Annotated in this window: 21 protein-coding genes; 14 read left to right on the forward strand and 7 right to left on the reverse strand. The window is 65.6% G+C overall.

Annotation, left to right across the window (positions count from 1 at the left end; translation table 11 throughout):
• Positions 1-2 precede the first annotated feature (2 nt).
• The 4 genes from B0B14_RS15150 (at position 3) to B0B14_RS15165 (ending at position 4,980) form a co-directional block, all read left to right on the forward strand.
• Positions 3-1,931: a rhamnan synthesis F family protein gene (locus tag B0B14_RS15150; RefSeq protein WP_256714411.1), complete on the forward strand. Its 1,929-nt coding sequence runs from the start codon at positions 3-5 to the stop codon at positions 1,929-1,931.
• An 84-nt stretch (positions 1,932-2,015) separates the two neighbouring features.
• Positions 2,016-2,927: an ABC transporter permease gene (locus B0B14_RS15155; RefSeq protein ID WP_256714412.1), complete on the forward strand. Its 912-nt coding sequence runs from the start codon at positions 2,016-2,018 to the stop codon at positions 2,925-2,927.
• Entirely contained in the window at positions 2,927-4,132 is a 1,206-nt protein-coding gene (locus tag B0B14_RS15160; RefSeq protein ID WP_076683356.1) for an ABC transporter ATP-binding protein, read from the forward strand. The genes B0B14_RS15155 and B0B14_RS15160 overlap by 1 nt, the downstream gene beginning before the upstream one ends.
• Positions 4,129-4,980: a glycosyltransferase gene (locus tag B0B14_RS15165; RefSeq protein ID WP_076683358.1), complete on the forward strand. Its 852-nt coding sequence runs from the start codon at positions 4,129-4,131 to the stop codon at positions 4,978-4,980. The genes B0B14_RS15160 and B0B14_RS15165 overlap by 4 nt, the downstream gene beginning before the upstream one ends.
• 12 nt (positions 4,981-4,992) lie before the next feature.
• Here B0B14_RS15165 and B0B14_RS15170 read toward each other — a convergent pair whose 3' ends face one another.
• On the reverse strand, positions 4,993-6,411 hold the full coding sequence (locus tag B0B14_RS15170; RefSeq protein WP_256714423.1) for a DUF2142 domain-containing protein: 1,419 nt from the start codon (positions 6,409-6,411) through the stop codon (positions 4,993-4,995).
• A 174-nt stretch (positions 6,412-6,585) separates the two neighbouring features.
• Here B0B14_RS15170 and B0B14_RS15175 point away from each other — a divergent pair, with 174 nt between their 5' ends.
• Genes B0B14_RS15175 through B0B14_RS15185 form a run of 3 tightly spaced genes read left to right on the forward strand, consistent with a single transcriptional unit; the run spans position 6,586 to position 9,262 of the window.
• Positions 6,586-7,170, forward strand: a complete 585-nt coding sequence (locus B0B14_RS15175) for an acyltransferase (protein WP_256714413.1) — start codon at positions 6,586-6,588, stop codon at positions 7,168-7,170.
• Positions 7,167-8,264: a DegT/DnrJ/EryC1/StrS family aminotransferase gene (locus B0B14_RS15180; protein ID WP_076683364.1), complete on the forward strand. Its 1,098-nt coding sequence runs from the start codon at positions 7,167-7,169 to the stop codon at positions 8,262-8,264. Before B0B14_RS15175 ends, B0B14_RS15180 begins: the two co-directional genes overlap by 4 nt.
• Positions 8,264-9,262 (forward strand): Gfo/Idh/MocA family protein, encoded by a 999-nt coding sequence (locus tag B0B14_RS15185; RefSeq protein WP_076683366.1) that lies wholly within the window; start codon positions 8,264-8,266, stop codon positions 9,260-9,262. Before B0B14_RS15180 ends, B0B14_RS15185 begins: the two co-directional genes overlap by 1 nt.
• Here B0B14_RS15185 and B0B14_RS15190 read toward each other — a convergent pair.
• Both B0B14_RS15190 and B0B14_RS15195 read right to left on the reverse strand, forming a co-directional pair.
• Entirely contained in the window at positions 9,246-10,235 is a 990-nt protein-coding gene (locus B0B14_RS15190; RefSeq protein WP_076683368.1) for a glycosyltransferase family 2 protein, read from the reverse strand. The genes B0B14_RS15185 and B0B14_RS15190 overlap by 17 nt on opposite strands.
• Positions 10,235-10,771: a GtrA family protein gene (locus B0B14_RS15195; RefSeq protein WP_083710665.1), complete on the reverse strand. Its 537-nt coding sequence runs from the start codon at positions 10,769-10,771 to the stop codon at positions 10,235-10,237. Before B0B14_RS15195 ends, B0B14_RS15190 begins: the two co-directional genes overlap by 1 nt.
• On the opposite strand from B0B14_RS15195, the gene glf reads away from it, so the two are divergent.
• From glf to B0B14_RS15220, 5 genes are all read left to right on the forward strand, one after another.
• On the forward strand, positions 10,758-11,894 hold the full coding sequence (glf, locus tag B0B14_RS15200; protein ID WP_076683370.1) for a UDP-galactopyranose mutase: 1,137 nt from the start codon (positions 10,758-10,760) through the stop codon (positions 11,892-11,894). The two genes, B0B14_RS15195 and glf, sit on opposite strands and share 14 nt — an antisense overlap.
• Positions 11,895-12,170: 276 nt before the next feature.
• The gene (locus tag B0B14_RS15205) at positions 12,171-14,363 is read left to right on the forward strand and encodes a glycosyltransferase (protein WP_179085347.1); all 2,193 of its coding nucleotides are present in this window, start codon (positions 12,171-12,173) and stop codon (positions 14,361-14,363) included.
• Positions 14,350-16,107 (forward strand): DUF6798 domain-containing protein, encoded by a 1,758-nt coding sequence (locus tag B0B14_RS15210; RefSeq protein ID WP_143733741.1) that lies wholly within the window; start codon positions 14,350-14,352, stop codon positions 16,105-16,107. Before B0B14_RS15205 ends, B0B14_RS15210 begins: the two co-directional genes overlap by 14 nt.
• Before the next feature lie 33 nt (positions 16,108-16,140).
• Positions 16,141-16,932, forward strand: a complete 792-nt coding sequence (locus B0B14_RS15215; RefSeq protein WP_076683376.1) for an ABC transporter permease — start codon at positions 16,141-16,143, stop codon at positions 16,930-16,932.
• Positions 16,932-17,678 carry an ABC transporter ATP-binding protein gene (locus B0B14_RS15220; protein ID WP_076683378.1) on the forward strand — a complete coding sequence of 249 codons (747 nt, stop codon included), beginning with the start codon at positions 16,932-16,934 and terminating at the stop codon, positions 17,676-17,678. Before B0B14_RS15215 ends, B0B14_RS15220 begins: the two co-directional genes overlap by 1 nt.
• A 15-nt stretch (positions 17,679-17,693) precedes the next feature.
• Here B0B14_RS15220 and B0B14_RS15225 read toward each other — a convergent pair whose 3' ends face one another.
• From B0B14_RS15225 to B0B14_RS15240, 4 genes are all read right to left on the reverse strand, one after another.
• Positions 17,694-18,692 carry a glycosyltransferase gene (locus B0B14_RS15225; protein ID WP_076683381.1) on the reverse strand — a complete coding sequence of 333 codons (999 nt, stop codon included), beginning with the start codon at positions 18,690-18,692 and terminating at the stop codon, positions 17,694-17,696.
• A 93-nt stretch (positions 18,693-18,785) separates the two neighbouring features.
• A complete protein-coding gene (locus tag B0B14_RS15230; protein ID WP_076683383.1) occupies positions 18,786-20,948 on the reverse strand; it encodes a fibronectin type III domain-containing protein in 2,163 nt (720 codons plus the stop codon).
• 119 nt (positions 20,949-21,067) lie between these two features.
• Positions 21,068-22,393 (reverse strand): O-antigen ligase family protein, encoded by a 1,326-nt coding sequence (locus B0B14_RS15235; RefSeq protein WP_076683385.1) that lies wholly within the window; start codon positions 22,391-22,393, stop codon positions 21,068-21,070.
• Positions 22,390-23,808: an O-antigen ligase family protein gene (locus tag B0B14_RS15240; protein WP_076683387.1), complete on the reverse strand. Its 1,419-nt coding sequence runs from the start codon at positions 23,806-23,808 to the stop codon at positions 22,390-22,392. The genes B0B14_RS15235 and B0B14_RS15240 overlap by 4 nt, the downstream gene beginning before the upstream one ends.
• A 42-nt stretch (positions 23,809-23,850) precedes the next feature.
• Between B0B14_RS15240 and manA the strand changes: the two genes are divergently transcribed.
• A complete protein-coding gene (gene manA, locus B0B14_RS15245) occupies positions 23,851-25,005 on the forward strand; it encodes a mannose-6-phosphate isomerase, class I (protein ID WP_076683389.1) in 1,155 nt (384 codons plus the stop codon).
• 202 nt (positions 25,006-25,207) lie between these two features.
• Complete coding sequence (locus B0B14_RS15250; protein WP_076683392.1) at positions 25,208-25,528, forward strand: WhiB family transcriptional regulator; 321 nt, start codon at positions 25,208-25,210, stop codon at positions 25,526-25,528.
• Positions 25,529-25,573 lie beyond the last annotated feature (45 nt).

Consider the following 25,573-nt stretch of genomic DNA (forward strand, 5'->3'; position numbering starts at 1 on the left):
CTGTGGGTGGTCGTCGTCTTGTGGTGTATGTGGTGTGGGATCGGCGGGGTGAGGTCGAGGACTATATTCCGTTCGCGTTGGCGGGGTTGCGGGAGCATGCGGCTCGTGTGCTGGTGGTGGTGAATGGTTCGTTGTCGGCGGAGGGTCGGGCGAAGCTGGAGCCGGTGTCGGATGAGATCCTGGTGCGCGAGAACCGTGGGTTCGATATCTGGGCGCATAAGGATGCGTTGGATCATGTGGGTGCGGGGCTCTCGGAGTTCGATGAGGTTCTGCTGACCAATGACACGTGGTTCGGTCCGGTGCGTCCGTATGGTCCGGTGTTCGAGCGGATGGGTGCGGAGTCGGTTCATTTCTGGGGGATGACCGATCATGCGCGTGAGGAGCCGAATCCGTTCACGGGTGAGGGTGTGTTGGATTATCACCTGCAGTCGTTCTGGATCGCGGTGCGGCGGGAGATGTTCCTGTCGGAGGCGTGGGCGGAGTATTGGCGGGATCTGCCGGTGATGCCGGGGTATTTCGATGCGGTCCTCAAGCACGAGGCGGTGTTCACGGAGCATTTCCTGTCGCGGGGGTTCTCGTCGGGGGTGGCGTATCCGTCGGCGGATTATCCGACGGATCATCCGGCGCTGTTCAATGCGGATCTCCTGCTCGCGGACGGGTGTCCTGTTCTCAAGCGTCGTCCGTTCTTCCACTGGCCGCCCTTCCTGGACCGGCACGGCGTCATCGGCAGGTGGCTCGTCGACGACGCCCGGCGATACGGGTATCCGGTCGACCTCATCCTGAGCAACCTGGCACGCAATGTCGAGCCGAAGGCGTTCAATGCCGATCTCGCGATGCACGAGGTCCTGCCCGAGATCGACGTCTCCTACGACCCCGAACGGCCGTTCCGGATCGCCGCTCTGCTGCACATCTTCTACGTCGAGATGACCGACGAGATGCTCGACCTCGTCGACACGCTTCCGGGCGTATACGACCTCGTCGTGACCACACCGGATGCCGACAGGGCGCAGCAGATCCGAGAGATCGTGGCACGGCGTCCCCGCGACGGTCGGGGGGTCGACGTCCGCGTGCTCGCCTCCAACGACGGCCGTGATCAGAGCGCCTTCCTCATCGGTTGTCGCGACATCCTCACATCGGACCGCTACGACCTCGTCGTGAAGCTCCACTCGAAGAAGACGCCCCAGGACGGATACAACATCGGTCGTCACTTCAAGTCGCAGCAGTTCACGAATCTCCTCAACAGCCCCGGCTACACCGCCAACGTTCTCGGACTGTTCCAGAAGGAGCCGGGTCTCGGCCTCGTCTACCCACCGATGATCCACATCGGTTACCCCGCCATGGGCCGTGGATGGTGGTCGAACAAGCCGGCATTCGAGAAGCTGTGCCATGTGCTCGGCATCCGGGTTCCCCTCGACGAGATCTCTCCGCTCGCACCGTACGGGTCCATGTACATCGCTCGTCCCGAATCGCTCCGACTCCTCGTGGAGCACGACTGGACGTACGGGCAGTTCGGCGGGGCGGAGGCCTACCAGGACGGCGGACTCGCGCACGTGCTCGAGCGGATGCCGTCATACGCCGCGGCGGAGCTGGGCTTCCACACCCGCACGATCTCCACGGCCGAGTACATGTCGATCAGCCACACGTCGCTGGAGTTCAACCTCGATCAGATCTCGACGACTCTGCCCGGAGACAATGTCGAGAAGACGATGTTCATCAAGAGCGCCGGCTACACCGGCGAGGGTCGTCTACGGGACTTCGTGCGCATGTACTTCTCCCTCCATCCCCGCGTCGGCCGCAAGCTCGGGTGGATGCTGGATCGCTCGAGCCATTTTCATCGCGCGCTGACTGTGCCGCGCCGTGTCCTGTCGATCCCGCGTCGCGCGCTCAGGCGCCTCCGCCGCAGCCTCGGCCACGCCGGAGGGACGTCGTGAGCCTCGCGCCGCACGACGGTCGGGCGGATGCCCACCTGCGCGCGGATATAGTGCAGTGACCGTTCTGAGACCCGAGTAGGAACCGTGGATACTTCCGCACGCTTCGAACGGCTCGCTCGCGAGCCGTTCATCACCGTCGACCCCGGTGGTCTCCGCACCAACCGGCGTGGAGGCAAACTGCGCGAGATCGCGTCCCGCCGCGAGCTTCTCAACCTGCTCGTACGGCGAGACCTCCAAGCGCGCTACCGAGACAGCTTCCTCGGGTTCCTGTGGACCGTCATCCGCCCGATCATCCAGTTCCTGATGTACTTCATCGTTCTGGGTCAGTTCCTGCGCGCGGCCCAGGGCATCGACCAGTTCGCGATCTACCTCTTCTCCGGGTTGACCCTGTTCGCGTTCTTCAGCGACATGGTCTTCGGCTCGACGGGATCGATCATCGGCAATGCCGGGCTGGTCAAGAAGATCTACCTGCCCCGCGAGATCTTCCCGCTCGCGAGCATCGGCGGCGCGGCCTTCATGTTCGTCGTCCAGCTGGGGATCCTGCTCCTCGCGGCGGTCCTCTTCAAAGCGCTTCCCGCACCCGCCGAGATGCTGTGGTTCTTCCCCTCCGTCGGACTGATCCTGGTCTACGGTGTGGCGATCGGACTCCTCCTCTCCGCATTGAACGTCTACCTCCGCGATATCCAGTACCTCACCGAGGTCGTCATGATGCTGGCGATGTGGGCGTCGCCGATCGTGTACTCGTGGCAGATGGTGACCGACGCCATCAACCGTCTCTCGCTGCCGTCGTGGGTTCTGGAGATCTACGCCGCCAACCCGATCACCATCGGCGTCCTGGGCTTCCACCGGGCCTTCTGGGGCGCTGGGACGCTGGCGGACTACCCGCCCAACCTGGGTCTGCGCATGCTGATCGCGGGCCTCATCGGCCTCGTCCTCCTGTGGATCGCGCAGCGGGTCTTCACCCGCCTCCAGGGCAACTTCGCGCAGGAGCTGTGATGACCGACGACATGACCACGGCACGGCCCGACATCGTGCGCCTCGCGGGCGTGACGAAGTTCTTCCGGGTACGCAAGGACAACAGCCTGAAGGACCGCATCGTGCATCTCGGGCGGCTCGGTAAGGCCCACCGACAGGACTTCTACGCTGTCGACGACGTGACGCTCACGATCGAGGCGGGCACCACGGTCGGACTCATGGGAGCGAACGGGTCGGGCAAGAGCACCCTGCTGAAGCTCATCGGCGGGATCGTGTCGCCCTCGAGCGGAACGGTGCAGACGCGCGGTCGGATGGCGGCTCTGCTCGAACTCGGGGCGGGATTCCACCCCGACCTCAGCGGACGTGAGAATGTCTTCCTGAATGCATCCATCCTCGGTCTCACCCGCGCTCAGATCGACGAACGATTCGACGACATCGTCGCGTTCAGCGGGATCGGCGATTTCATCGACACCGCGGTGAAGTTCTACTCCTCGGGCATGTACGTGCGCCTCGCTTTCGCCGTGGCCGTGCACACCGACCCCGACATCCTCCTCGTCGACGAGGTGCTCGCCGTCGGCGACGAGGCGTTCCAACGCAAGTGCATGGAGCGGATCCAGCTGTTCCGCGAGGAGGGGCGCACCATCATCCTCGTCAGCCACTCCGCGCAGCAGGTCGCCGAGTTGTGCGATCGCGGCGTCGTCCTCAGCGACGGCAAGGTGGTGTTCGATGGCGACACGAACGAGGCCATCGGCGCGCTGCGGAACGTTCTCGACGGCCGACGCGCCGACGAGGCCGCACGCGAGGAGACGATCCACCCGATCCAGGTGAAGAGGATCGAGATCCTGGATGCGGACGGCCAGCCTGCAGCCGAGATCTCCGAGGGTGATCCGATGACGATCCGGGTCTCCGTCGACGCTCTGCGCCCGATGGAGCGCTGGGAGGTCGGGTTCAGCATCGACACACCGCTCGGGCAGATGGTGCTCGCATCGAACACCGACATCCTCGGGGTCCGCCTCGCCCCCATCTCCGGACCGACCCGCGTCGACCTCTCCATCGCGCAGGTGCACTTCGGTCCCGGTCAGTACTTCATCAACGCGAACGCCGCCGGAGTGAGTGAGCCCAGCAGTCACGGCCTCAAGCAGGGCGCGCTCCTCACCGTCCGCGGCGACACCAGCACGATGGGCACGGTGTCGGCCAAGGTGAGCGTGGCGGAGCGCTCCGAGTGACCCGATCCGCCACAGCGGGCGTCATGCTCACGTTCCACCCCCCTGCCGAAACCGAGGGCAACCTCGTCGCCCTCCTCGGCGAGGTCGACCGGGTCTTCGTGGTCGACAACTCCCCAGATGGCTCGGCGCGCGAGGTGCTCTCCAGGTTCGGCGACGACCCACGGGTCACCTTCCTGACGCAGGACGGGAACGTGGGGGTGGCGGCGGGATTCAACGCCGGCATGCGTCGCGCGCTGACCGAGGGGTACGACTTCGTCTGGATCTTCGATCAGGACAGCACGGTGACTCCGGGCATGCTGGAGGTGCTCCTCTCGGTGCACGGTGCGGCCGGGCCTCGGGCCGGGATCGTCGGGCCGGCGCTCCGCGCCGAGGAGACCGGATTCATGTATAACGCGGAGCGGGGATCGGGATGGGCTCCACGCGAGGTGCTCATCTCCTCGGGCGCGCTCTTCCCTCGCGGGATGCTCGAGGAGATCGGCCTGCACGACGAATCGCTGTTCATCGACTACGTCGACCACGACATCTCTCTCCGCGCCCGTCGCGCGGGATGGGTCAACCTCAAGGCGTTCGATACGGTGCTCGACCATCGCTTCGGTGCATCGCAGGAAGCGCGTCTCTTCGGCAGACGGGTCTATCTGTCCAATTACTCGCCCATGCGGCAGTACTACATGTCGCGGAATCGGCTCCTCCTTCTCCGCCGGTTCGGGCCGGGTCCGTGGTTCCGCGAAGACGTCGCCTACAACCTCAAGGCGTGGATCAAGGTCCTGCTCTGCGAGCGAGACCGTCCTCAGAAGATCGCCGCCGCCATGCGCGGCACGAGGGACGGCATCAGCAACAAAGCATCGTGAGCGGGACCGCCATCAGCGCGTGAGCTCTTCACTGTCGATTCCGGGTTCGACGACGCCATTGCGCAGCACGACGTAGAGGAGGGCGAAGATACCTGCGAAACACACCGTCCCGATGATCCAGATCCCCATGGGAGACGGGCCTGTCACCCACCACCACTCCGCACCGGCCCCGGGATCGATGGCGTTGCTGTCTGCGCCAACGGTGTATCGGCGGATATTCGCGTGCAGGGCAAGCGACATCGCTACGGCGAGCGCCGTCCCTGCGACGAGCGAACGCGGCCCCTGCCATGCGGCACTCGCTTGGGGAGTCAGGCTTGCGACTCCGACGAGAATGATGATGAGGGGGAGCAGATACCGCGACTGCACCTCCGTACCGACGACGGCCCTGGACTGGGCAAGCAGGACGAAAGGAACGAGCCACAGCGCGCCGAAGGCTGCCGCGACGGCCAGTGCCCGCCGCGCAGTAAGGCGGTGAATCCCGATGAAAATGGTTGCGGCGAACACGGCGAAGGCGAGATTGGTGACGGCAGCCGGGGGCACAGTATCCAGCCAGCCGAGGCCCGATGCACCGAACGCCCCGTACCACAAGACGGGGACACCAAACAGATTCGCGAGCTGCTGTCCGCCCGTCAGGGGTGGGTTGTCTGTCGGAAGACCCGCGGCGAGTGAAGCGCTCTGACCCGATGACAGGTAAAACCCTGCGCAGACGGCGACGATGACGGCGGCGGCGATACCGGGCACGAGGAGGGACCGTGCGTGTCCTCGGCGTACGCCGAGGACGGCTGCGAGCACCACCGCGAACACCGCGTAGATGGAGGAGTCGGCCCGTGAACCGGCCCCGAGCACTGCCCCCAACACAGCGAGCGAGCCCAGGGCGACTTGGCGACGACCCGTCGTTTGCGTAGCCCCGTAGAGGGAAACCCAGATGATCGCTGCGGCGAGCATGGCCCATGACGAAGGGTTGGTGGACGCGAAGACGAAAAGTCCCAGTGGCACGGACGTTGCCAGTATGGAGATCACTAGAGCGGGCCGTAGGCGCGTTGGCAGAACGAAGAACACTGTGGACAGAATGCCTACGATCAACGTCGAATTGAAGATCCGCATAGTGATCACAGATGTCGTCACGTCCGGTCCGACGAAGACAGACATCGTGGTGTAGAAGAGGGGCGGATAGAGTCCGACCGCGTTCATCCAAGTGGCCTCGGACAGGCCAGATTCATCGGAGATCCAGCAGGCGGCACTCTCGTTGGGCTGGAATGCGTAGCAAGGCGCTGTCGTGACAGGTGTGGGAACGAGTCGGGTCGAGTCGTCTCCCGACGGCTCGCAGAGGCCCTCGCGATCGCCCAGACCGCACCAGATCGATGGGAGATGGAAGTTATCGTCGGGGCTCGAGCCGACTGGGGAAGCAAATGCCCAACTGACGAGTGTCATCAAGAAAAGAATCGGAACCGCGATGGATGCCACTCGCCGGGCTCTTCCAGGGGATCCGTTTATCACCGTCCCATGGTAGTCGTGACCGGATCGGATCCCCGACTAGACTCCGTAGACGTGTCCGCACCTGATTCCCAACCCCCTTCTACCGGGGGCGTACCTTCTTCTGTTCGCGTGGCGGACGGAGCAGACGTCTCGCCGAGCGCAATCATCGGTGATGGGAGTTCGATCTGGCATCTGGCTCAGATTCGCGAGGATGCCTCGCTCGGAATCAATTGCGTCGTAGGACGTGGCGCCTACATCGGCACCGGGGTCGTGCTCGGCGACAATTGCAAGGTTCAGAATTACGCCCTCGTGTACGAACCCGCTCGACTCGCCGATGGGGTGTTTATCGGGCCCGCCGTGGTTCTCACCAACGACACCTACCCTCGCGCCATCAACCCGGACGGCTCACTCAAGAGCGCGCACGACTGGGACCCTGTGGGTGTAACGGTCGAGCGAGGTGCGTCGATCGGCGCGCGCGCCACCTGCGTCGCGCCGGTCACTGTCGGTGCGTGGGCGACGGTGGCCGCGGGTGCCGTAGTAGTCAAGGACGTGCCGGCTTTCGCCCTCGTGGCGGGTGTGCCGGCGAGGCGCATCGGTTGGGTCGGGACCGCCGGCATCCCGTTGCGAGAAATGGAGCCCGGAGAGTGGGAATGCCCCACGACCGGCGAGCGATACGTCGAAATCGACGGGATCCTCAGAAAGGCGGAACAGTGATCGATTTCATTCCCCCAGCCAAGCCCATCATCGGGGACGATGAGCGCGCTGCCGTCGACCGAGTTCTGCGCAGCGGAATGGTTGCGCAGGGGCCCGAGGTCGCGGCGTTCGAGAAAGAGTTCTCCGCACACTTCGTGCCGGGTCGACCCAGCGTGGCCGTCAACTCTGGTACGGCAGGACTGCATCTCGGCTTGATCGCGTCCGGTGTCGGAGTAGGCGACGAAGTCATCGTGCCTTCATTTACGTTCGCTGCGACCGGGAACTCTGTCGCATTAGCGGGCGGAAAGCCCGTATTCGCCGACATCGAGCCCGATACTTTCACACTGTCTCCCGACTCCGTCGAGGCGGTGATCACAGAGAGGACGAAGGGCATCATGCCGGTCCATCTGTACGGTCATCCCGCGCTCATGGGTGAGCTCGGAGCGATCGCCGCCAAGCACGGTATTGCCCTCTACGAGGATGCAGCCCAGGCACACGGTGCCTCGCTTCACGGAACCCCTGTCGGAGGCTTTGGCTCGTTCGCAATGTTCTCTCTCTACCCAACGAAAAACATGACCAGCGGCGAAGGCGGCATGATCGTCGCGGCCGATGAGTCGATCGCACGCAACGCGAGGCTCCTGCGAAACCAGGGCATGGAGAAGCAGTACGAGAACGAGATCGTGGGCTTCAACGCTCGCATGACAGACATCCACGCCGCCATCGGACGAGTTCAGTTGACAAAGGTTGGTGGCTGGACCAAGACTCGGCAGGACAACGCGGCGTTCCTGGATGCTAATCTGTCGGGCGTTGTCGTCCCGCCGGTCCGCGATGGCGCCGTGCACGTTTACCACCAGTACACGATCCGTGTCGTTGATGACCGCGACGGATTCGTCAAGGCACTGCGCGATGAGTATGGAATCGGAAGCGGTGTCTACTATCCGATTCCGAATCACCGTCTCCCGTCTCTCGCCTCGTACGCCCCAGGTCTCGAGCTTCCTGAGACGGAACGCGCATCGCGCGAAGTCGTCTCGATTCCCGTCCATCCCTCGCTGACGCAGGACGACCTCGAGCGCGTGGTCACTGCGGTGAACGCTGTCGCGCGGGCGGGTGCCTGATGGCCGATCTTCGTGCGGGGCTCATTGGGCTGGGCATGATGGGTCGCCATCATGCCCGCATTCTCCGGGACGTGCCGGGTGTTGAACTGGTTGCCGTTGCTGACCCGGGGGGCGATCCTCATCGTGTCGCCGGTGGGCTGAGTGTCCTTCATGGTGTCGATGACCTCATCGCTGTCGGGCTTGACGTGGCCATCGTCGCGATTCCGACGAGATTTCATGCGGAAGCCGCGCTCGCGCTCGCTGAAGCGGGGATTCACACCCTCGTAGAAAAGCCGATCGCTGAAGACACCGTGACCGGGTACACGGTGGCAGAGGCGTTCTCCGCACGTGGTCTCGTAGGCGTCGTCGGACACGTCGAACGATTCAATCCCGCTCTGCAGCAGTTGCGCGCGCGGCTGGCTGCAGGCGACGCCGGCGATGTGTATCAGATCGCCACACGCCGCCAGAGCAGTTTCCCCGGTCGGATCGGCGACGTCGGTGTGGCGAAGGATCTCGCGACGCACGATGTGGACCTCACTGCGTGGGTGGCGCAGTCGGGCTATGCGTCGGTGTCGGCGCAGACTGCCCATAAGAGCGGTCGCGCTCACGAAGATATGATCTCGATGACCGGGCGGCTGAGAAATGGAATCATTGCCAATCACCTGATCAACTGGCTGAGCCCCATGAAGGAGCGGGTTACCGTAGTCACCGGGGAGCGAGGAACGTTCATCGCCGACACTGCGACTGGTGACCTCACGTTCTACGCGAACGGTACTGTCGCCTTGGAGTGGGAGTCGGTCTCTTCCTTCCGCGGAGTGTCGGAGGGCGATGTGACTCGATTCGCGTTCGCGAAGAAAGAGCCTTTGCGCGCCGAGCTCGAGGCGTTCAGGGACGCGGTCCTCGGAGCTCCCACCGAGCTGTCAACCATGGCTGAGGCCGCGCACACGCTCGAAGTCGTTGAGTCTGCGCTTCGGTCCGCGTCGGGCGGCGGCGCCGTCGTCTCTACCGTCCGCGCTTAGGCCCGGCCTCATCGGCGTCGCGGAACGGTGCATACGACGGTGTTGAGGGCGTTGCCTGGATGTCGAGCTGCAACGCGCTGATCAGCATCTGGGTGCCTATCATGAGTGGGAGCGCGGCCAGCATGACAGTGGCTGCCGTTGCGATGACCGAGGCGGCAATCTGGAATACCATCCAGATGCTCACCGCGATTCCGAATAGGAAGAGAGCAAGGCCGAGGAACAGCAACAGCGCGATCGGGGAGAACGACCAGAGTACGTAGCGATACCAGACTCGGGTCCAAAATCCCACGGTGAGCCGGTTGATGAGCTCGGGCACGACGTTGCGCAGCTTGATGCTCGAGACTTCGTCCCCGTACACCGCTGGGATGGGGACGTCGACCGCGGGCACCTGAAGGATGTTCAGGTGCATGAGAAGATCGTTCTCGAAGCTGTAGCGCTTGGCGACACGATCGAGCGGCAGCCTGCGCAATACTTCGGTGCGCACGGCCGTGTAGCCGTTCTGGGGGTCGAAGAGGTTCCAATAACCGGAGGCGAGCTTGGTCATAAAGGAAAGAGTGATGTTCCCGAAGACCCGGTAGCGGGGCATTCCGTCGAAGGACTCTGGTGAGTAGAAGCGGTTTGCCTTTGAGAACCCGTAGCCGTCGTCGGTGACGCGATCGAGAAGGGCCGGAAGATAGTCCGGATCCATCTGTGCGTCTCCGGCCATGATGACGTGGACGTCCGAGCCGAGCTCGATCCCCGCCTTGTGCCCCGTGATGATGGCACCGCCGACGCCCTGATTCACTTCGTGGCGGATCAGCGTGACACGTGCATCCGCGACCCTGGCGACCGCGCCGCTCGTGTCATCCGGACTGCAGTCGTCGACGATGATGATGTCGTCGACATATTCCGGCATGGTTTCGATGACCCGTGCGATCATCAGTTCTTCTTTGTAAGCGGGAACGACGGCCGCGATCCGAGCGCCTTTGTACATCAGTCAACAACTTTCCGGGCTGCGAAGACCCAGTAACGATATGCGAAGTAGTTCCAGATCGTCGTGGTGACCACTGCGGCCACCTTGCCCACGATCCAGGGGAGACCCAGGGCATCTGCTGCCCAGACGATGGCGGTGGTCGCGACCGTGTTGACACCCACGAGGATCGCGTATTTCACCACGCTGGGGGCGACGCCGTCTGTGGCCCGGAATGCGACGGTTCGCTGGAGCGTGTAGGTCACGGCAAAACTCGTGAGGAACGCGACTGGGGTACTGATAGTAAGGGGAACGAGGAAGACCTCATGCAGTAGCCACAGCACGAATACATCGAAGAGAAAGCTGAAGCCGCCGACGGCCAGATACCTGACGGCGCTCGACGACCATGCGCGGGAGATCAGCGACGCCGACCGGGAGAAGCGGTCCGAATGCATGTTCTCCATCATCACATGCGCCGCGCCGGGAACATGCCTTCGACGGCGCCGGTAGTGTGGGCTGGAGGCCAACAACCGGGAGGTCAGGACGATGGATATCCTCATCGTAGGGTCGGGATTCTTCGGCCTTACGATCGCCGAACGAGCCGCCGCTGCAGGGCGCAGTGTGACCGTTATCGACCGCCGCGCCCACATCGGCGGAAACGCATTCAGTGAACGCGAGCCGACCACCGGCATCGAGGTCCACAAGTACGGCGCCCATTTGTTCCATACGTCCAATCAGCGAGTTTGGGACTACGTGAATCGTTTTACGCGGTTCACCTCGTACGAACACCGCGTCTTCACCACGCACGCCGGCGTGGTGTACCCCATGCCAATCAACCTTGGCACGATAAATCAGTTCTTCCGATCGGCCTATTCACCCGCAGAGGCACGACAGCTTCTGCAATCGCAGACGTCGGGCTCGTCATTGTCGGACGCGACAAGTCTGGAGGAGAAGGGCATAGCCTTGATCGGTCGGCCTCTGTACGACGCTTTCATCCGCGACTACACGGCGAAGCAGTGGCAGACCGATCCGCGTGAACTGCCCGCCGAGGTGATCACGCGCCTGCCGGTTCGGTACACCTACGACAACCGCTACTTCAGCGACACCTGGCAAGGGTTACCCAATGACGGGTACACGGCGTGGCTCGAGAACATGGCGGACCACCCCCGGATCGACGTGGTTCTCTCGACGGATTTCTTCGACGAGGGACAGCCCTTGAACAAGCGCGACGTCGTCGGTCAGGTTCCCGTGGTCTATACCGGGCCGCTCGACGCTTATTTCGGCCACTCCGAAGGCAAACTCGCATGGCGCACACTCGACTTTGAGCAAGAGGTACTCGACGTCGGTGACTACCAAGGGACGGCGGTGATGAATTATGCGGACCTCGACGTCCCGTTCACCCGCATCCACGAGTTCAAGCATTTCCACCCTGAGCGGTTCGACATCTACCCCATTGACCGGACTGTGGTGGTCCGTGAGTACTCGCGGTTCGCTGACGCGGCTGACGAGCCCTACTACCCCGTGAACACGCCCGACGACCGTACCGCTGTCCTGGCCTATCGGCGGCTTGCGGAAGCGGAGAAAGATGTCTACTTCGGCGGACGCTTGGGGACGTACCAGTACCTCGACATGCACATGGCCATAGGGTCTGCTCTATCGATGTGGAGCAATCAGCTGGAGTGAGCCGCGCCGCGTCCGACGGACTCCCAGCGTCCGATCGGGCACAATAGAGTCATCTCGCTCTCTTTCGACGACTGTCTCATGTCGGGCCGGTGTTGGCTCGGCCATGACGGACGCGATTGATCGGATGCTGAAAGTGTCCGCTGTTCCCGGGCGTGCGACGGTCGAGGCCGTCCGACAACCCTGCCATTCGAACGAGAAGGATCCATGCACTCGTCAGGCTCTCTTTCCGCGACCAACAGGATGTGGCCGCGTTCGACGAGTCTCTTTCTCCTCCTCGTGGGTGCCGTCCTCAGCTTCGCGTCGTTCGCCGCCGTCGTCAGCATGCCGGAGCTTGCGTGGGAGGCGGATCGGGGCGCCGAACTGAGGGCCACGTACGAGACGTATCACGAGACTGGCGTTCTTCTCGTCAAACAGATCGACACGGGTTCGCCGCGGACGCAGAGCGCGGCCGCTTCGGACCCGGGCAGCGATCGTGTCGAACTGATCGCTGCTGCATGGAATGACGACACTGGCGCGTATCTCGCTGCAAGCCTGATGGGTCATCTCACCGGCTCGACGTCTCCGTACCCCGGCCTCTCCCTCCTCATGGCGATCCTCGTAGCGACGCCACTGCTCTGGCTCCCCACGTCCGTCGCACGCATCTTCCGTCGAGCCAGAGCCGGGTATGCACTGATCTTGCTTCCCGCCGCGATGTGGCTGCTCAATCAAGGAACGATCCTCGTGGGGACGGAGTACGGGCTCTCGGACAGCGTGAGCACTCTGCGCGTACACGCGTTCTACGGCGTCGCGGCGTCCCTTGCATTTCTCTCCTTGGCGCTCATTCTGCACTTGAGTACGTACAGACTCTCGTGGACGCGTGTCATCGTGGCGAGTGCCGGCCTTGTCTTCATTGCGGGATTAGGGAACGTCACCAAGTCCTTTTCCGGCGTCGGTGTCGCGATCGCGGTTGGGGTCTTGTGGTGGCTCATGGTGAACGACCGTCTCAGATGGGTTCGCGCTCTTGCCGCAGCCGTGGTGGCCGTTTCCCTGTCGGTCGGCATTCAGACAGCGGTCACCACGCTCGTCGACGCGGGGCGTTCCAGCGCGATCTTGACGACCAGCGCGGAGACGCCCGATTTCCACGGCACATGGCAGCAGTTGTACCTGGGACTGTCGCACCCTCAATCGATCACAGGTGAGCCGTCGGTCTTCGAGATCTCACCCGATCCTGAGGAAACGCGCGAACTTGTCGCTGAGGTCGCGCCCGAGGTCACGGTCGGAAGTGCCGAGTACGATGCGATCCTCCGCGATGCGTACTTCACGGCCATCTCAGCAGAACCCCTCGACGCCGTGGGTCTGTACCTGGCGAAGGCCCTCTACGTGATCAAGCAGTTCGGTGCGATGATCGCCTTCATCATCGTGGCGTACGTGATCGCGATGATGAGACGATCACCCCAGCGAAGATTGCTCAAGGCCTCTCTCGCCATCGCATCGCCGACGCTCATGGTTGGGCTCGCGTCGGCCGTGCTGGTACTTCCCGACCTCTATCATTACGCAGAGCTGTCCGCTGCCCTCGGCCTGTTGGTGACGGTATCCCTCGGAGGACTGGTCTGGTCGCTCACCTCCATGCCGTCCCACGTGCGCTCGATGGAGCGCAGTCGGCTCAGTCGGCGTCTGGGGGCGCGCCTCGCGCCCGACGACGTCCGGTCACACACCAGCGTGATCGTGCCCACTCGCAACGGCGAGTCCGTCATCGGCGACACGATCGATCAGTTGGCAGAACGCCTTCGCTCAGGCGACGAGATCATCGTCGTAGAGAACGGCTCGACGGATCGCACCACCGCCGTGCTCGAAGATCTGGAGGGGTCCTGGAGCCATGGATGCGCTCTCGTGGTGTTGCATTCGGGCGCCGGTCTCGGCGAAGCATTGCGCACAGGAGTTCTTGCGAGCTCCGGTCAGTGGTTGTTGCTGACTGCGGATGACCTGCCCTTCGGTTTCTCCGATCTGCAGGAGTTCAACAAGCTGTCGGCAGATACAGTGGTCGCGGTCGGGTCGAAGGCGCACCCGGAGTCCGAGGTCGTCCGCAGCAGCAGACGTGTCATTCAGTCCCGCGTCTTTCGTTTCCTGCGTGCGGCACTTCTGCAGTCTCGGGTCGGAGACAGTCAAGGGACAATCTGGGTCGAGGGCGACTGGGCTCGTTCTTTCGCCCTCCTCTCGCGCGAGATGGGTCTGATGTGGACGACCGAGCTCGTGCTCGCTGCCGAGCAGCAGGGGATCAGGGTAGAAGAGGTCCCCGTCTCACTGAGCGATGCGCACGAGACAGGCTCGAGCCGATTCCGTCTTGCGGATGCCTGGGCATCGGTTGTCGGGTTCACTCGGCTTGCGGTCTACAAAGACGATTACGCCAATGAGACCTGGACACGAACGACTGCCCAGTTGGAAGAAGAGCAGAGCAGGGCCAGGGAGGGGAGTACGCGTGCTGACAGGTAACGCCGTGACGGCGCGCACCGATGAGGGCGTTTCAGTTGCGCGCGGGGGGTCTCTACGCAGACTGTTGCCTCTCACCGGAGTCCTCACTGCGCTGCTCGCAGTCCTGCAGATCTGGGGGACGATCGGATTCGGCTACTTCGCCGGGTGGGGCGATCACTTCGTGCTGTCCGTCGAGGGACTCAGCTGGGCCCATCCAGGAGCATTTCGCAACGACTGGTTCATGGAAGTCGCACCTCAGCCGCACTGGTTCTTCGATGTGCTCACCTTTGCCGGCGAGAGCCTGGGAATCCTGTCGTTGGTTTACGTGGTGTTCTGGGGCCTCGGGCTTGTTGCGTTCAGCCTTGCCACGGCCCTCATCGCCTATCGATTCTTCCCGTCCATCGTCTGGCCCGTCGCGGTGGGCGTCACTATCGTCACGGCCATCACTCCTTGGGCCATCGGTGGCACAGGCTCAGGGATGATCGCGCAGGCTCTTCCCGCCGTTCTCTCGGCCAATCTCATATACCTGTTGATCGCAGGTTTGCTCACCGGTCGCCGCATCCTTGTCATCGTGCTCGCGCCGCTCATCGCGATCGTTCACGTACAGCAGGGTTCGATCGCACTCGTCCTTCTCGCGTCGATGCTTGTCGTGGAGGGTGTACGTGAGCGGAGGGTGGACTGGTATCTGGGGGCAGCCCTCGTCTTGACAGCTGCCTTCGTCGCGTTCGGGCTCACCCTGCGTCCCGTAGCGTCGAATCTCGAGGACTTCGTCCGGATCTGCGACCAGGTGATCCCGTTCCATTGCGCGGCCCACCTGTGGACTCGAGTAGAACTGCTGTCAACGATCGGGCTCATCGTCCTGGCGGTGTTGAGCGCGGTGGTCCTTCCGCGGTCTCATCGGTGGATTTGGTACGCGACTGTGGGACTAGCGACCCTCGGCTACACGCTCGGATTTGCCAGCGATGCGCTTCGTATCCCTTTCCTCGGGACGATTGCGCAGGGCGTCAACGTTTACCGGCTCGGAGCTGTTCTCGTTCCGTTCGCCGTATGGGGTCTGTTCGCTCCGCTTCTTGTCCGGCTGCGCGGGTGGAAGGTTCCGGTCTTCCTGGTTGCCTGGGGCGTGGGATGGATCGCTTATCTTACAGCGCCGGGGTTCCCCACGGATCTCGGGCCTCGCCTTGTGCTGATGGGCCTGGCACTTCTCGGACCAGTCGTGTGGTTCACCCTCTCGACACTGAGGTCAGCGGACATTGCCCGACGATCAGCGTCAGCCTCGCTCGTCGCGGGCCTCGTGGTGCTCATCGTCACAGCCGTCAGCGGCGGTCTGACGTTGCGTGAGCCATCCTTCACATTCATCGGTGACCCCAACCTCCGCACCTGGGGCGAAGAGGTCCGCGAGGTTGTGCCGGAGGGCGCGGTCCTAGTGGCCCCGCCTCGCTTCGAGTGGGTGAAGCTGATCACCCAACGCGCCGTGATCGCGGATTGCAAGGATGTTCCCTACGGTGGGGAGGCGTGGGAGGAGTGGCAGCGACGCCTGGATGTACTCGGAGGTTACAAGCAATGTGTTGCTCCTGGCCCGCTCCTGTATGACAAATTGTCCGCCGACCGCTTGATCGAAGTCGCGGATGAATTCAGAAGCGACTTCATCGTGGTGAACCCCGGAAGTCCCGAGACTGTCTTCGCTCTCGAGGATCGTGGCTGGACCCGTGCGGTGACGCCGGTGGCATCTGCCGGCGCCGAGCTCCTCCAGCGGCCGCCCAGATGAGTGACTCGACGGCTACTGAATAGACTCGAACCCGTGACCACAGCCGCCGTCGGCGCCCCGGGATCCCCCCGCCGCTACCTCCACTCGCTGTGGCTTCTCTCCGCGCGAGATCTGCGCGTACGCTACGCCACCAGCGCGCTCGGGTACCTCTGGTCGGTGCTCGATCCGCTCGTGATGAGCCTGATCTACTGGTTCGTCTTCACGCAGATCTTCAACAAGGGCGTCGGTGAGGACCCCTACATCGTCTTCCTCATCACCGCTCTGCTGCCGTGGGTCTGGTTCAACGCGGCCGTCGCCGACTTCACACGGGCCTTCAACAAAGACGCGCGCCTGGTGCGATCGACGGCGATCCCTCGCTCGATCTGGGTCAACCGGATCGTTCTCAGCAAGGGGATCGAGTTCCTCTGCTCGCTTCCCGTCCTCGTGCTCTTCGCCGTCTTCGCCGGAGCGACGGTGAACTGGGGCCTCTTGTGGTTCCCCGTGGCGGTCCTCCTGCAGACGATGCTGCTCGTCGGCCTCGGACTCATCGTCGCTCCGCTGTGCATGCTGTGGGGTGACCTCGAGCGCACGACCCGGCTCATGCTCCGGGCACTCTTCTACGCCACGCCGATCATCTACAGCGTGAAGGATCTCCCCGGCATCTTCCCGGAGATCATGGCCTTCAATCCGCTGGCAGGGATCTTCACGCTCTACCGGGTCGGGTTCTTCCCCGACCAATGGGACACGCTGAGCGTCGTGGTCGGGGCTGTGGTGAGCATCCTCGTCCTGCTGATCGGGATCCAGGTCTTTCGCCGCCTCGAGCGCCCTGTGCTGAAGGAGCTGTGATGACGGATCCCGCTCTCGCGATCGAGGTGCGCGACCTCGGCGTACGGTTCCGCCGCAACCGCCGCGGCCGCCGCAGCATCAAGGACCTGTTCTCCGACTCGACACGACGCAGTGCCCCGAACGAGTTCTGGGCGCTGCGCGAGGTGTCGTTCGCTGTGAAGCCGGGGGAGTCCATCGGCGTCGTCGGGCGCAACGGCCAGGGGAAGTCGACGCTGCTCAAACTCGTCGCCGGGGTGCTGCTGCCCGATGAGGGCCGTGTCACGGTGCATGGTGGCGTCGCCCCTCTGATCGAGATCACGGGCGGCTTCGTCGGCGACCTGACGGTGCGCGAGAACGTACGACTCACGGCGGGGCTGCACGGGATGTCGCGCGCCGAGGTCGCGCGGCGGTTCGACGGCATCATCGAATTCGCCGAGATCGAGAACTTCGTCGACATGCCGTACAAGCACCTCTCGAACGGCATGAAGGTTCGTCTGGCGTTCTCCGTCGTGTCGCAGCTCGACGAACCGGTCCTCCTGGTGGACGAAGTGCTCGCTGTCGGAGACAAGGCCTTCAGGGAGAAGTGCTACAAGCGGATCGACGAGCTCCTCACCGAAGGCCGCACGCTGTTCTTCGTCTCGCACAACGAGAAGGACCTGCGGCGCTTCTGCACCCGTGGTCTCTACCTCGACAAGGGCCGCCTCGCGCTCGACGCTCCGCTCGCCGAGGTGCTCGACCGGTACAACGCCGACTACAACGCGGGCTGAGGGCTCAGGCGTCGGTCAGCGAGCGTCGGCGGCCGCGAGCGGCGCCATCGGCCGCCACGAGGCATCCCGAGCGATCTCTCGGCCGTCCTTCAGGCCGCGGAACAGATTCGACGTGCCGCGGACCTTGCGCTCGACCGCGACGAGGCGGATGAGCTCCTTGCCGAATGTCATGGCGGTGCCGAGGCCGAACAGCACGGGGTTGTGCACACCGAGCGAGCGGTAGTACTGCTTCATGTGGCCGCGGTTGCGCATGATGTAGTACCGATAGGCGTCGCTGGACGCGTTCATGTGGCGGATGCCCATGTCCCACTGCTTGATCTCGCGGGTGCGCCGCAGCACGAACTCGTCGACGATGACCGACGTGGTCTTGCGGGAGGCGAGCCAGCCGTACATCTGGTCATCCCAGTAGATGAAGAAGCGCGGGTCGGGCAGGCCGATCTGCTGCACGATGTCGCGATGGATGAACATGCCCTCGAAGCATCCGGAGTTCATCTCCTTGTAGCCCGATTCGTCGAAGCCCGACGGGGCGAAGGGGATGGGGATGCCGAGCGGCTCTGCGATGCGGTACTGCCAGTAGAAGGCGCTGCCGTCGTAGTCGTAGCGGCGGCCCTGGATGCTCTTGAACCGCGGAGCCCACTTGCCCATCTTCGCGAGGCCGTCGGGGATGACCTCGACGTCGTCGTCCATGAGCCAGATCCACTCGGATCCGAGGTCGTAGGCGACGCGCATGCCCTCGCTGAACCCGCCGGAACCGCCCGTGTTGGTGTCGAGGCGGCGATAGACGAGCTCGGTGCCCAGGCGTTCGCGGTAGGACTCGACGACCTCGGTGGTGTCATCCGTGGACGCGTTGTCGACGACGACGATGTGGCCGGGCTTGGGATCCATGACGACCATGCTGTCGAGCAGCCGCGTGAGCAGTCCGGAGCGGTTGAACGTGACGACGGCGATCGTGGCCGACGCGGGATCGAAGGGCTGATTGGTCGACGTCACGGCGCTCTCGGAGGTCAGGGTCATGGCCCGTGAATCCTACCCTGCCCGGTCGGGCCGTTCCTGGACGCGCGATCCGCGCCGGCCTGCGGACGGCAGGCCGGCGCGGATCCTGCACTCCTACTTCGGCGTCACCGTGTTCGACTTCGCGGACGCCGCAGACGAGCCTGCCGCGTTGTCGGCCTTGACGGTGAACGTGTACGCCGTTCCTTTGGCGAGGCCTCGGAAGGTCGCGCTGCGACCGGATGCCGCGGTCGTGATCGTCTGACCGCCGGGACTGGCCGTCACGGTGTATCCCGTGATCGCCGAGCCGCCGGTCGATGCCGGAGCCTCCCACGCCACGACCACGAGGGCGGCGGCGAGGCGGGCACGCACGTTGCCGGGCGCCGTCGGCACCGTGCGCGGAGTCACGGCTGCGGACGCGACGGACGCGGTCGAGCCCTTGGCGTTCTTGGCCGTCACCGTGAAGGTGTAGGCCGTGCCGTTGGTGAGTCCGGTCACTGTCGCCGTGCGGGCGGTGGCGGCGACGGTGGTCGTCTTGCCGCCCGGGCTCGCCGTCACGGTGTACCCGGTGATGCTGGATCCGTTGCTGGCCGACCCGGTCCACGAGACCGTGGCCTGGGTGTTGCCCGCCGTGGCCTTCACGCCCGTCGGCGCGGTCGGGGGTGCGGCAGGTGTCACGGGTTTCGGCGCGACGGCGGCTGTCGACGAGCCGACGGCGTTGCGCGCCGTCACCGTGACGGTGAGCAGGCCGCCGTAGGGCAGATCCGTGATGATCGCCTGGCGGGCCGAGCCGTCGACCGTCGCCGTCCCGTAGACGATGCTCCCGAATTTCGCCGTCGCGGTGTAGGCGGTGATCGGGGACCCTCCGTCCGAGGTCGGCGTCTTCCAGGTGACCGTGGCCGTGCGGTCTCCGCCGAGTGCGCGCACGTCCAGCGGCGCGCTGGGCGCCTTCGCGGCGGGCGCGGCGCCCGGCGTGACGGTGTTGGATGCCGTCGAAACCGGCGACGTCCCGAATCCGCTGGTCGCGGTGACGGTGAAGGTGTACGCCGTTCCGTTGGCGAGACCGGGCACGACGACCGATCTGTTCGCGCCGTCCGTGGTCACGGTCGCGCCTCCGGGCGATGCCGTCACGGTGTACAGGTAGGTGGGCGCGTTCGCGACGCCCGGATTCGCCGGCGCCTGCCACGAGACGGTGGCCTGGGCGTCGCCGGCGGCGGCCGTCACCGAACGCGGCTCGCTCGGGGAGGCTCGGCGGATGACGAGATCGGGGGAGGGCACCGAGATGATGCGCGGAGTGCCGGAGACCGTGAGGAGCTCCGCCTGCGCGTCCGAGGGCACGAGCCCGGGCCAGAACCCCGCCTGGTAGTCGCCGAGGGCATCGCTGTAGGACGCGGACGCGTAGACGGTGTACGCCTTCGGGTCGACGTTCACCAGCGTGTACGTTCCATCGGCGGCGGTCAGGACGCCGGTATAGCCGGTGGTGTACCCGTTCTCATCGGTGTGGTTGAGGTTGACGTAGACGCCTGCCGCAGGTCGTCCGTCGGGATCGACGGTCGTGCCGCGTACGACGAAGCCGCTGCCGGCGACTGCCGCGGTGCCGAGTGCGGCTCCGGCGGCGCCGATCGTGACAGGCGCGCTGCCGTTGTACGCGACCTCTTCGCCGGGCGCGTAGGCGGTGACGGTGTAGCTGCCGGCCGGTACGGCGACCGACCAGGACTGCGCCCCGTCGACGGCGGAGTACGGCGCGGAGTAGTACCCCAGAGTCGGGCTGGAGAGGCTGATCCATCCGTCGGCGGCGACCGGGAAGCCCGTGACGGCCACGGTCCCCGTCACGACCACGCCCTCCGTGAGGGTGAGGGTGCCCAGCGCGGCCGACGCCGTGAAGGCGCGCTCGTCGTCCGCGCCCCCGGCCCTCAGCGTCCCGTCGGCGGCGAGTCCTGCCCGCACGAAGGGCTCCGGGCCGGAGACCTGCACGCTCACGGAGGAGGAGTAGCGCACCGTCACGGAGAACGTTCCGTCGGCAGCGGTGGTGGCGGTCGCGGGCGGGATGTCTGCGCTGTCACCGCACCGGCACGAGTTCGGCGTGCTGACGACGGCACCCGGGACGCCGTCGCCTGCGGAGTCGACGATGCGGCCGGTGAGGGTGAACGGTGCAGCCGGCGGCGTCGCCGCCTGCGCGGGAACGACCGCACCGAAGACGAAGAGCGACGCGACCGCGAGGGCGGCCGCGGCACCGCGCAGCAACGTTCGCAGAGAGGGTGGGGAGATCGTGTTCGACACGTGGCACATCCTGATTCCGCCGGGCTCTGGGGTCGCCCGGCGTCGGGAGTCTACGGGCGGAGGGCACCCCTCTGAAGGGAAAAGTCTTACCTCCGACACGCGGCGTGACGGGGCATCCGTCAGGGGATGCGGTCGTGTGGAAGGTCGTCCGCTACGCGGCTCCCGAGCGCGTCGACGCGCTCGCGCCACGATCGCGAATGTCCGGCGCGCACGGCGCAGATGACCAGCAGGACCCACCCGGAGCCGGCGAGGGCGAAGCTCTCGAACATCGAGTCGACGAGGATCGTGGTCAGGATGAGCGGCGTCCACGCGTAGACGACCGAGCGGCGCTCGCCGGCGACGAGCCACGAGCGCACGAGGGCGATCCCGACGAAGCCGAGGAACAGGATGAGCCCGACCCAGCCGAGCTGCAGCAGGACGTCGAAGTACGCGTTGAGCGCGGTCGCGTGGCTCTGGTCGAGCGTGAAGTTGATCGCGATGAACGGGAACTCCAGCGGCGGCCACGGGCCGAACCACCCGAACCCGACGATCGGGTCGCGCCGCACGTACGCGAGGATCGTCGCCCACAGTTCGGCGCGGGTGGAGAAGTCCGATCCAGCGCCCAGCCAGGCGATGATCGTATGCCGCAGCACGTACGCGACTCCTATGCCGACCACGACGATGCCGGCGAACGTCCACTGCACCGATGTCCGCCGCTCGGCCGGCGTGTGGCGCACGATCCACAGCGCGCCCGCCGCCGCACCGACCGCGACGGCGAGAACGGCGACCGTCGGCGAATCAGAGAGCGCGGCGAGGAGGCCGGCGAGCGCGACGGAGAACACGGAGAGTCCGGGACGGACCGATTGCGTGCGATATTCCACCAGGAACGTCACGAGTGCGATGACGGCGACGAAGCCCAGCAGATTGCGCGTCCCGAAGATCCCCTGGACGGGACCGAACTCGGCGATCCTGCCCTGGATGCCGAGGAAGCGGAACGGCATGTCGAGGAGGATGCCCGCCAGGATCTCGAGCCCGAGCGAGATCGACAGCAGCCAGCGCATCACGTCGCCCAGGGCGCGCGCCGTCTGGAGCGTGTCGCGGACCTGCCCGATCGTCACGGCGAGCACGGCGAGGGCCGCCGTGGAGAGTCCGCTCCAGAACGTGGAGGCGGGATCCGTGCTCCAGAACACGCTGACGACCGCCCATCCCACGAACGCCACCAGGGTGGTGGGCACGAGTCGCACGAACGACACTTCGTCGCGCCGCGCGACGAGGATCGCGATCGCGAGGAGGCAGAGGGCCGCGATGATGGTGGCGTACGTGACGCGGCCCGCGACCCGCTCGATCGCGAACGACGAGAAGACGGCGGCGAGCACCGCGAGCGTGAACGCACGGGCGAGGGATGCCGAGACGAGCAGGTCCCGGAGCCACCGCCCCTGCGCGGGGGCCGCGGCGGCCGCGCTCATGCCCTCGGCCTGCGGCGGGGCGCGGCGACGGCCGTGAGATCCTGCTCGATCGCGAAGCTCTGCTCGGCGGGGCCGACGCCGATGTGCGGCGACTGCTTGATCTTGAACGCGAACATCACGACGAACATCCAACCCCACAGCAGCAGCGGCCCGGACTCCGCGATGCCCTGCACCAGCAGGACCGTGGCCAGGAGCGAGGGGAGGAGCGACAGCGAGGAGTACGGCCGGTCGGCGCGCAGGTCCCAGCGCGGGCGGTCGACAGCGAAGAACCATGCGCGCCAGACGAACGCGAGGTACGTGAGCGCCATCAGGACCACTCCCACGGCGCCGAGCTGGAAGAAGACGTCGATCCACATGTTGTGGGCCTGCTGCACCGATACGCCGTGGTCGATGATCCACCCGCCGAACGCCGGGTCGGCGGTCACCCACGGCGTGGCGAAGCCCCAGCCGATCACGGGTCTCTGCGTCGCTCTCTCGAGGACCGCGGCCCAGATGTCCTCCCGCCCCGTGAGGTTCGACTCGCGCCCGAGTGCTCCGAAGATCTGCTCGCGGAAGAAGACCAGGACCAGCGCCGAGACGACGCCGATGGCGGCGTACGCCAGGTAGTACTTGGTGCGCGCGCCGGGTCGATCCGCGCGACGCATGAGCAGGATCGTCGCCAGCACGACCACCACGGCCGCCGCCGCGAGGTACGCCGTCGCCGACGAGGCCCGGTAGAACAGGTAGGCCGATACGGCGATCCACAGGAGCAGGGTGACGCGTCTGGTCGCCCGGCCGGCGTAGAGCAGACCGAAGACGATGATCGCCATGAGCGCCACGGGTCCGAGCAGGTTCGCATTGCCCATGATGCCCTGGATGCGGCCGCCGCCGAAGAGGTTGTTGCGCGACCAGTACTCGATCGGGTCGAGCTTCTCGGTGCGCGGGACGAAGCCCGGCAGGAGCGGCACGCGCACGAAGATCGACACCCACAGTTCGAACACGAGCGACAGGCCGATGACCCACTTCAGCGCGGAGGAGACGGCCCGCACGAGCTCGCGCCAGGTCAGGAGCGAGCCCACGAACAGCGCCTGCACCGTCGTGATCACCAGGAGAAGGAGAGTCCAGGCCGAGACGGCGGGCCACGCCGACCAGATCAGGGAGAGGATCGCCCACACGACGTAGCCCACGACGAACCAGGGGAGTCGCTGCCAGTGCACCGACGGCCGCACGGCGAGCCACAGCCCGATCGACAGGAGAGCGCCGCCGATGACGACGGCGCCGGCCACGACCTCGCCGAACGCGTGGACCCAGGCGGTTCCGGACAGCGCGGTGAACAGCACGAAGATGCACCACGCGCGTAGCAGCAGGTGCCCTGTCTTCTCGCGGACCGGGGCTGCCGGGGGCGCCGCGACCGGGTGCTTCGTGTGGACCGCCATCGTGATATCAGGCTACCGGAGCAGCCTGTCTAGGCTGGGGATGTGCTGGTACCCCTCGCCAATGCCCCGCGCGACTATCCGTGGGGGTCAACGACCCTGCTCGCCGAACTCGAAGGTCGCACCCCGACGGGGGCGCGCGAAGCCGAGGTGTGGTTCGGCGATCATCCCGGTTCGCCCGCCCGGGTTCCCGACGGACGCACGCTCGGAGAGTGGCTCTCCGAGGAGGGATCGGATGCCGGAGCGCCTGCCCGGCTGCCGTACCTGCTGAAGCTGCTGGCCGCGGCATCCCCGCTGTCGATCCAGGTGCACCCCTCGAAGTCGCAGGCCGAAGCGGGCTTCGCGCGCGAGGAGGCGGCGGGGATCCCCCGCGATGCCGGTGAGCGCCTGTACCGCGACGACAACCACAAGCCCGAGGTGCTCGTCGCACTCAGCGACACCTTCACCGCGCTCGCCGGTCTCCGCGACATCGACGCGACCAGGCGACTCGTCGCAGCGCTCGGCGCGCCCGCCGCACCGCTGGCGGCGCGGCTGGAGGGTCCGGATGCCTCGGCGGCCCTGATCGACACGGTGGCCTGGCTCCTCTCCGGCAGCGCCGCCGCCGAGGTCGACGACGTCATCGCGGCGCTCGCGGATGCCGATGTCCCCGAGTTCGACGCGGAGATCGCGACGGTCGCCCGCATCGCGCAGTCGGCCCCGGGCGATCCCGGCGTCGTCGTGGCGCTGCTCATGAACGTCGTCACTCTGCGCCGCGGGGAGGCGCTGTTCCTGCCGGCCGGCGTGCTCCACGCCTACCTCGAAGGGCTCGGGGTGGAGCTCATGTCGGCGAGCGACAACGTCATGCGAGGTGGGCTCACCCCCAAGCACATCGACGTCGACGAGCTCGTCCGCGTGCTCGACCCCCGTCCCGGCCTCGAGCCGCGTCTGCATCCCGTCCCGCTCGGCGACGGACTGGAGCGGTTCGACGCGGGAGTCCCCGATTTCGCGCTGCTGCACGCGCGGATCGGCGGCACGGCCGCAGTCCCGGTGGGGGGAGCATCCATCGCCGTCGTGACCGAGGGCGAGCTCCGGCTGCGCGGTGCGGCGACGGGCGAGGAGAGGCTCCTGCGACCCGGCCAGGCGGTGTTCGTCACCGCGGACGAAGGGACGCTTGAGGCATCCGGAACCGGCGAGCTGTTCCTCGCCGGACCCGGCCGCTGACCGCGCCTCCCGTGCGGTCGAACCGTGTGCCTGCCGGGCGTTCTCTCATCGTTACCCGTGCGCGACACGCCGACGGCGCGTCGTGAAGCTTCAATGAACCCTTGAGGCTTTATGGTTCGCGACTTGACCCTGAGGAACTACACGGGTGTAATTATGCGTACGCGCTGACCAGCGTGGGGGGAAACACCGGGGGGAGAACGAGATGACGGGCTACCGTTCAGGCGTTCCCGACAATTGGTTCGTCGATCCGGTCAACCTCGGGGTTCCCGGGGTGCGGCGTCCAGCCGAGACCGATGACGAGAATCCGCTCGGATGGCAGTCCGACGCGCTGTGCGCGCAGACCGATCCGGAGGCGTTCTTCCCGGAGAAGGGCGGCTCCACGCGCGACGCGAAGCGCGTCTGCACGACCTGCGACGTCCGCGACCGCTGCCTCGAGTACGCCCTCCAGAACGACGAGCGCTTCGGCATCTGGGGCGGCCTCAGCGAACGCGAGCGTCGCAAGCTGAAGCGCCGCGCCGGCTGAATCCGCCCGACCGCTCCGATCTTGTCGGAGTGGCGCGCGCCTCCG

This window comes from Microbacterium sp. RU33B, assembly GCF_900155915.1.
Lineage (GTDB): Bacteria > Actinomycetota > Actinomycetes > Actinomycetales > Microbacteriaceae > Microbacterium.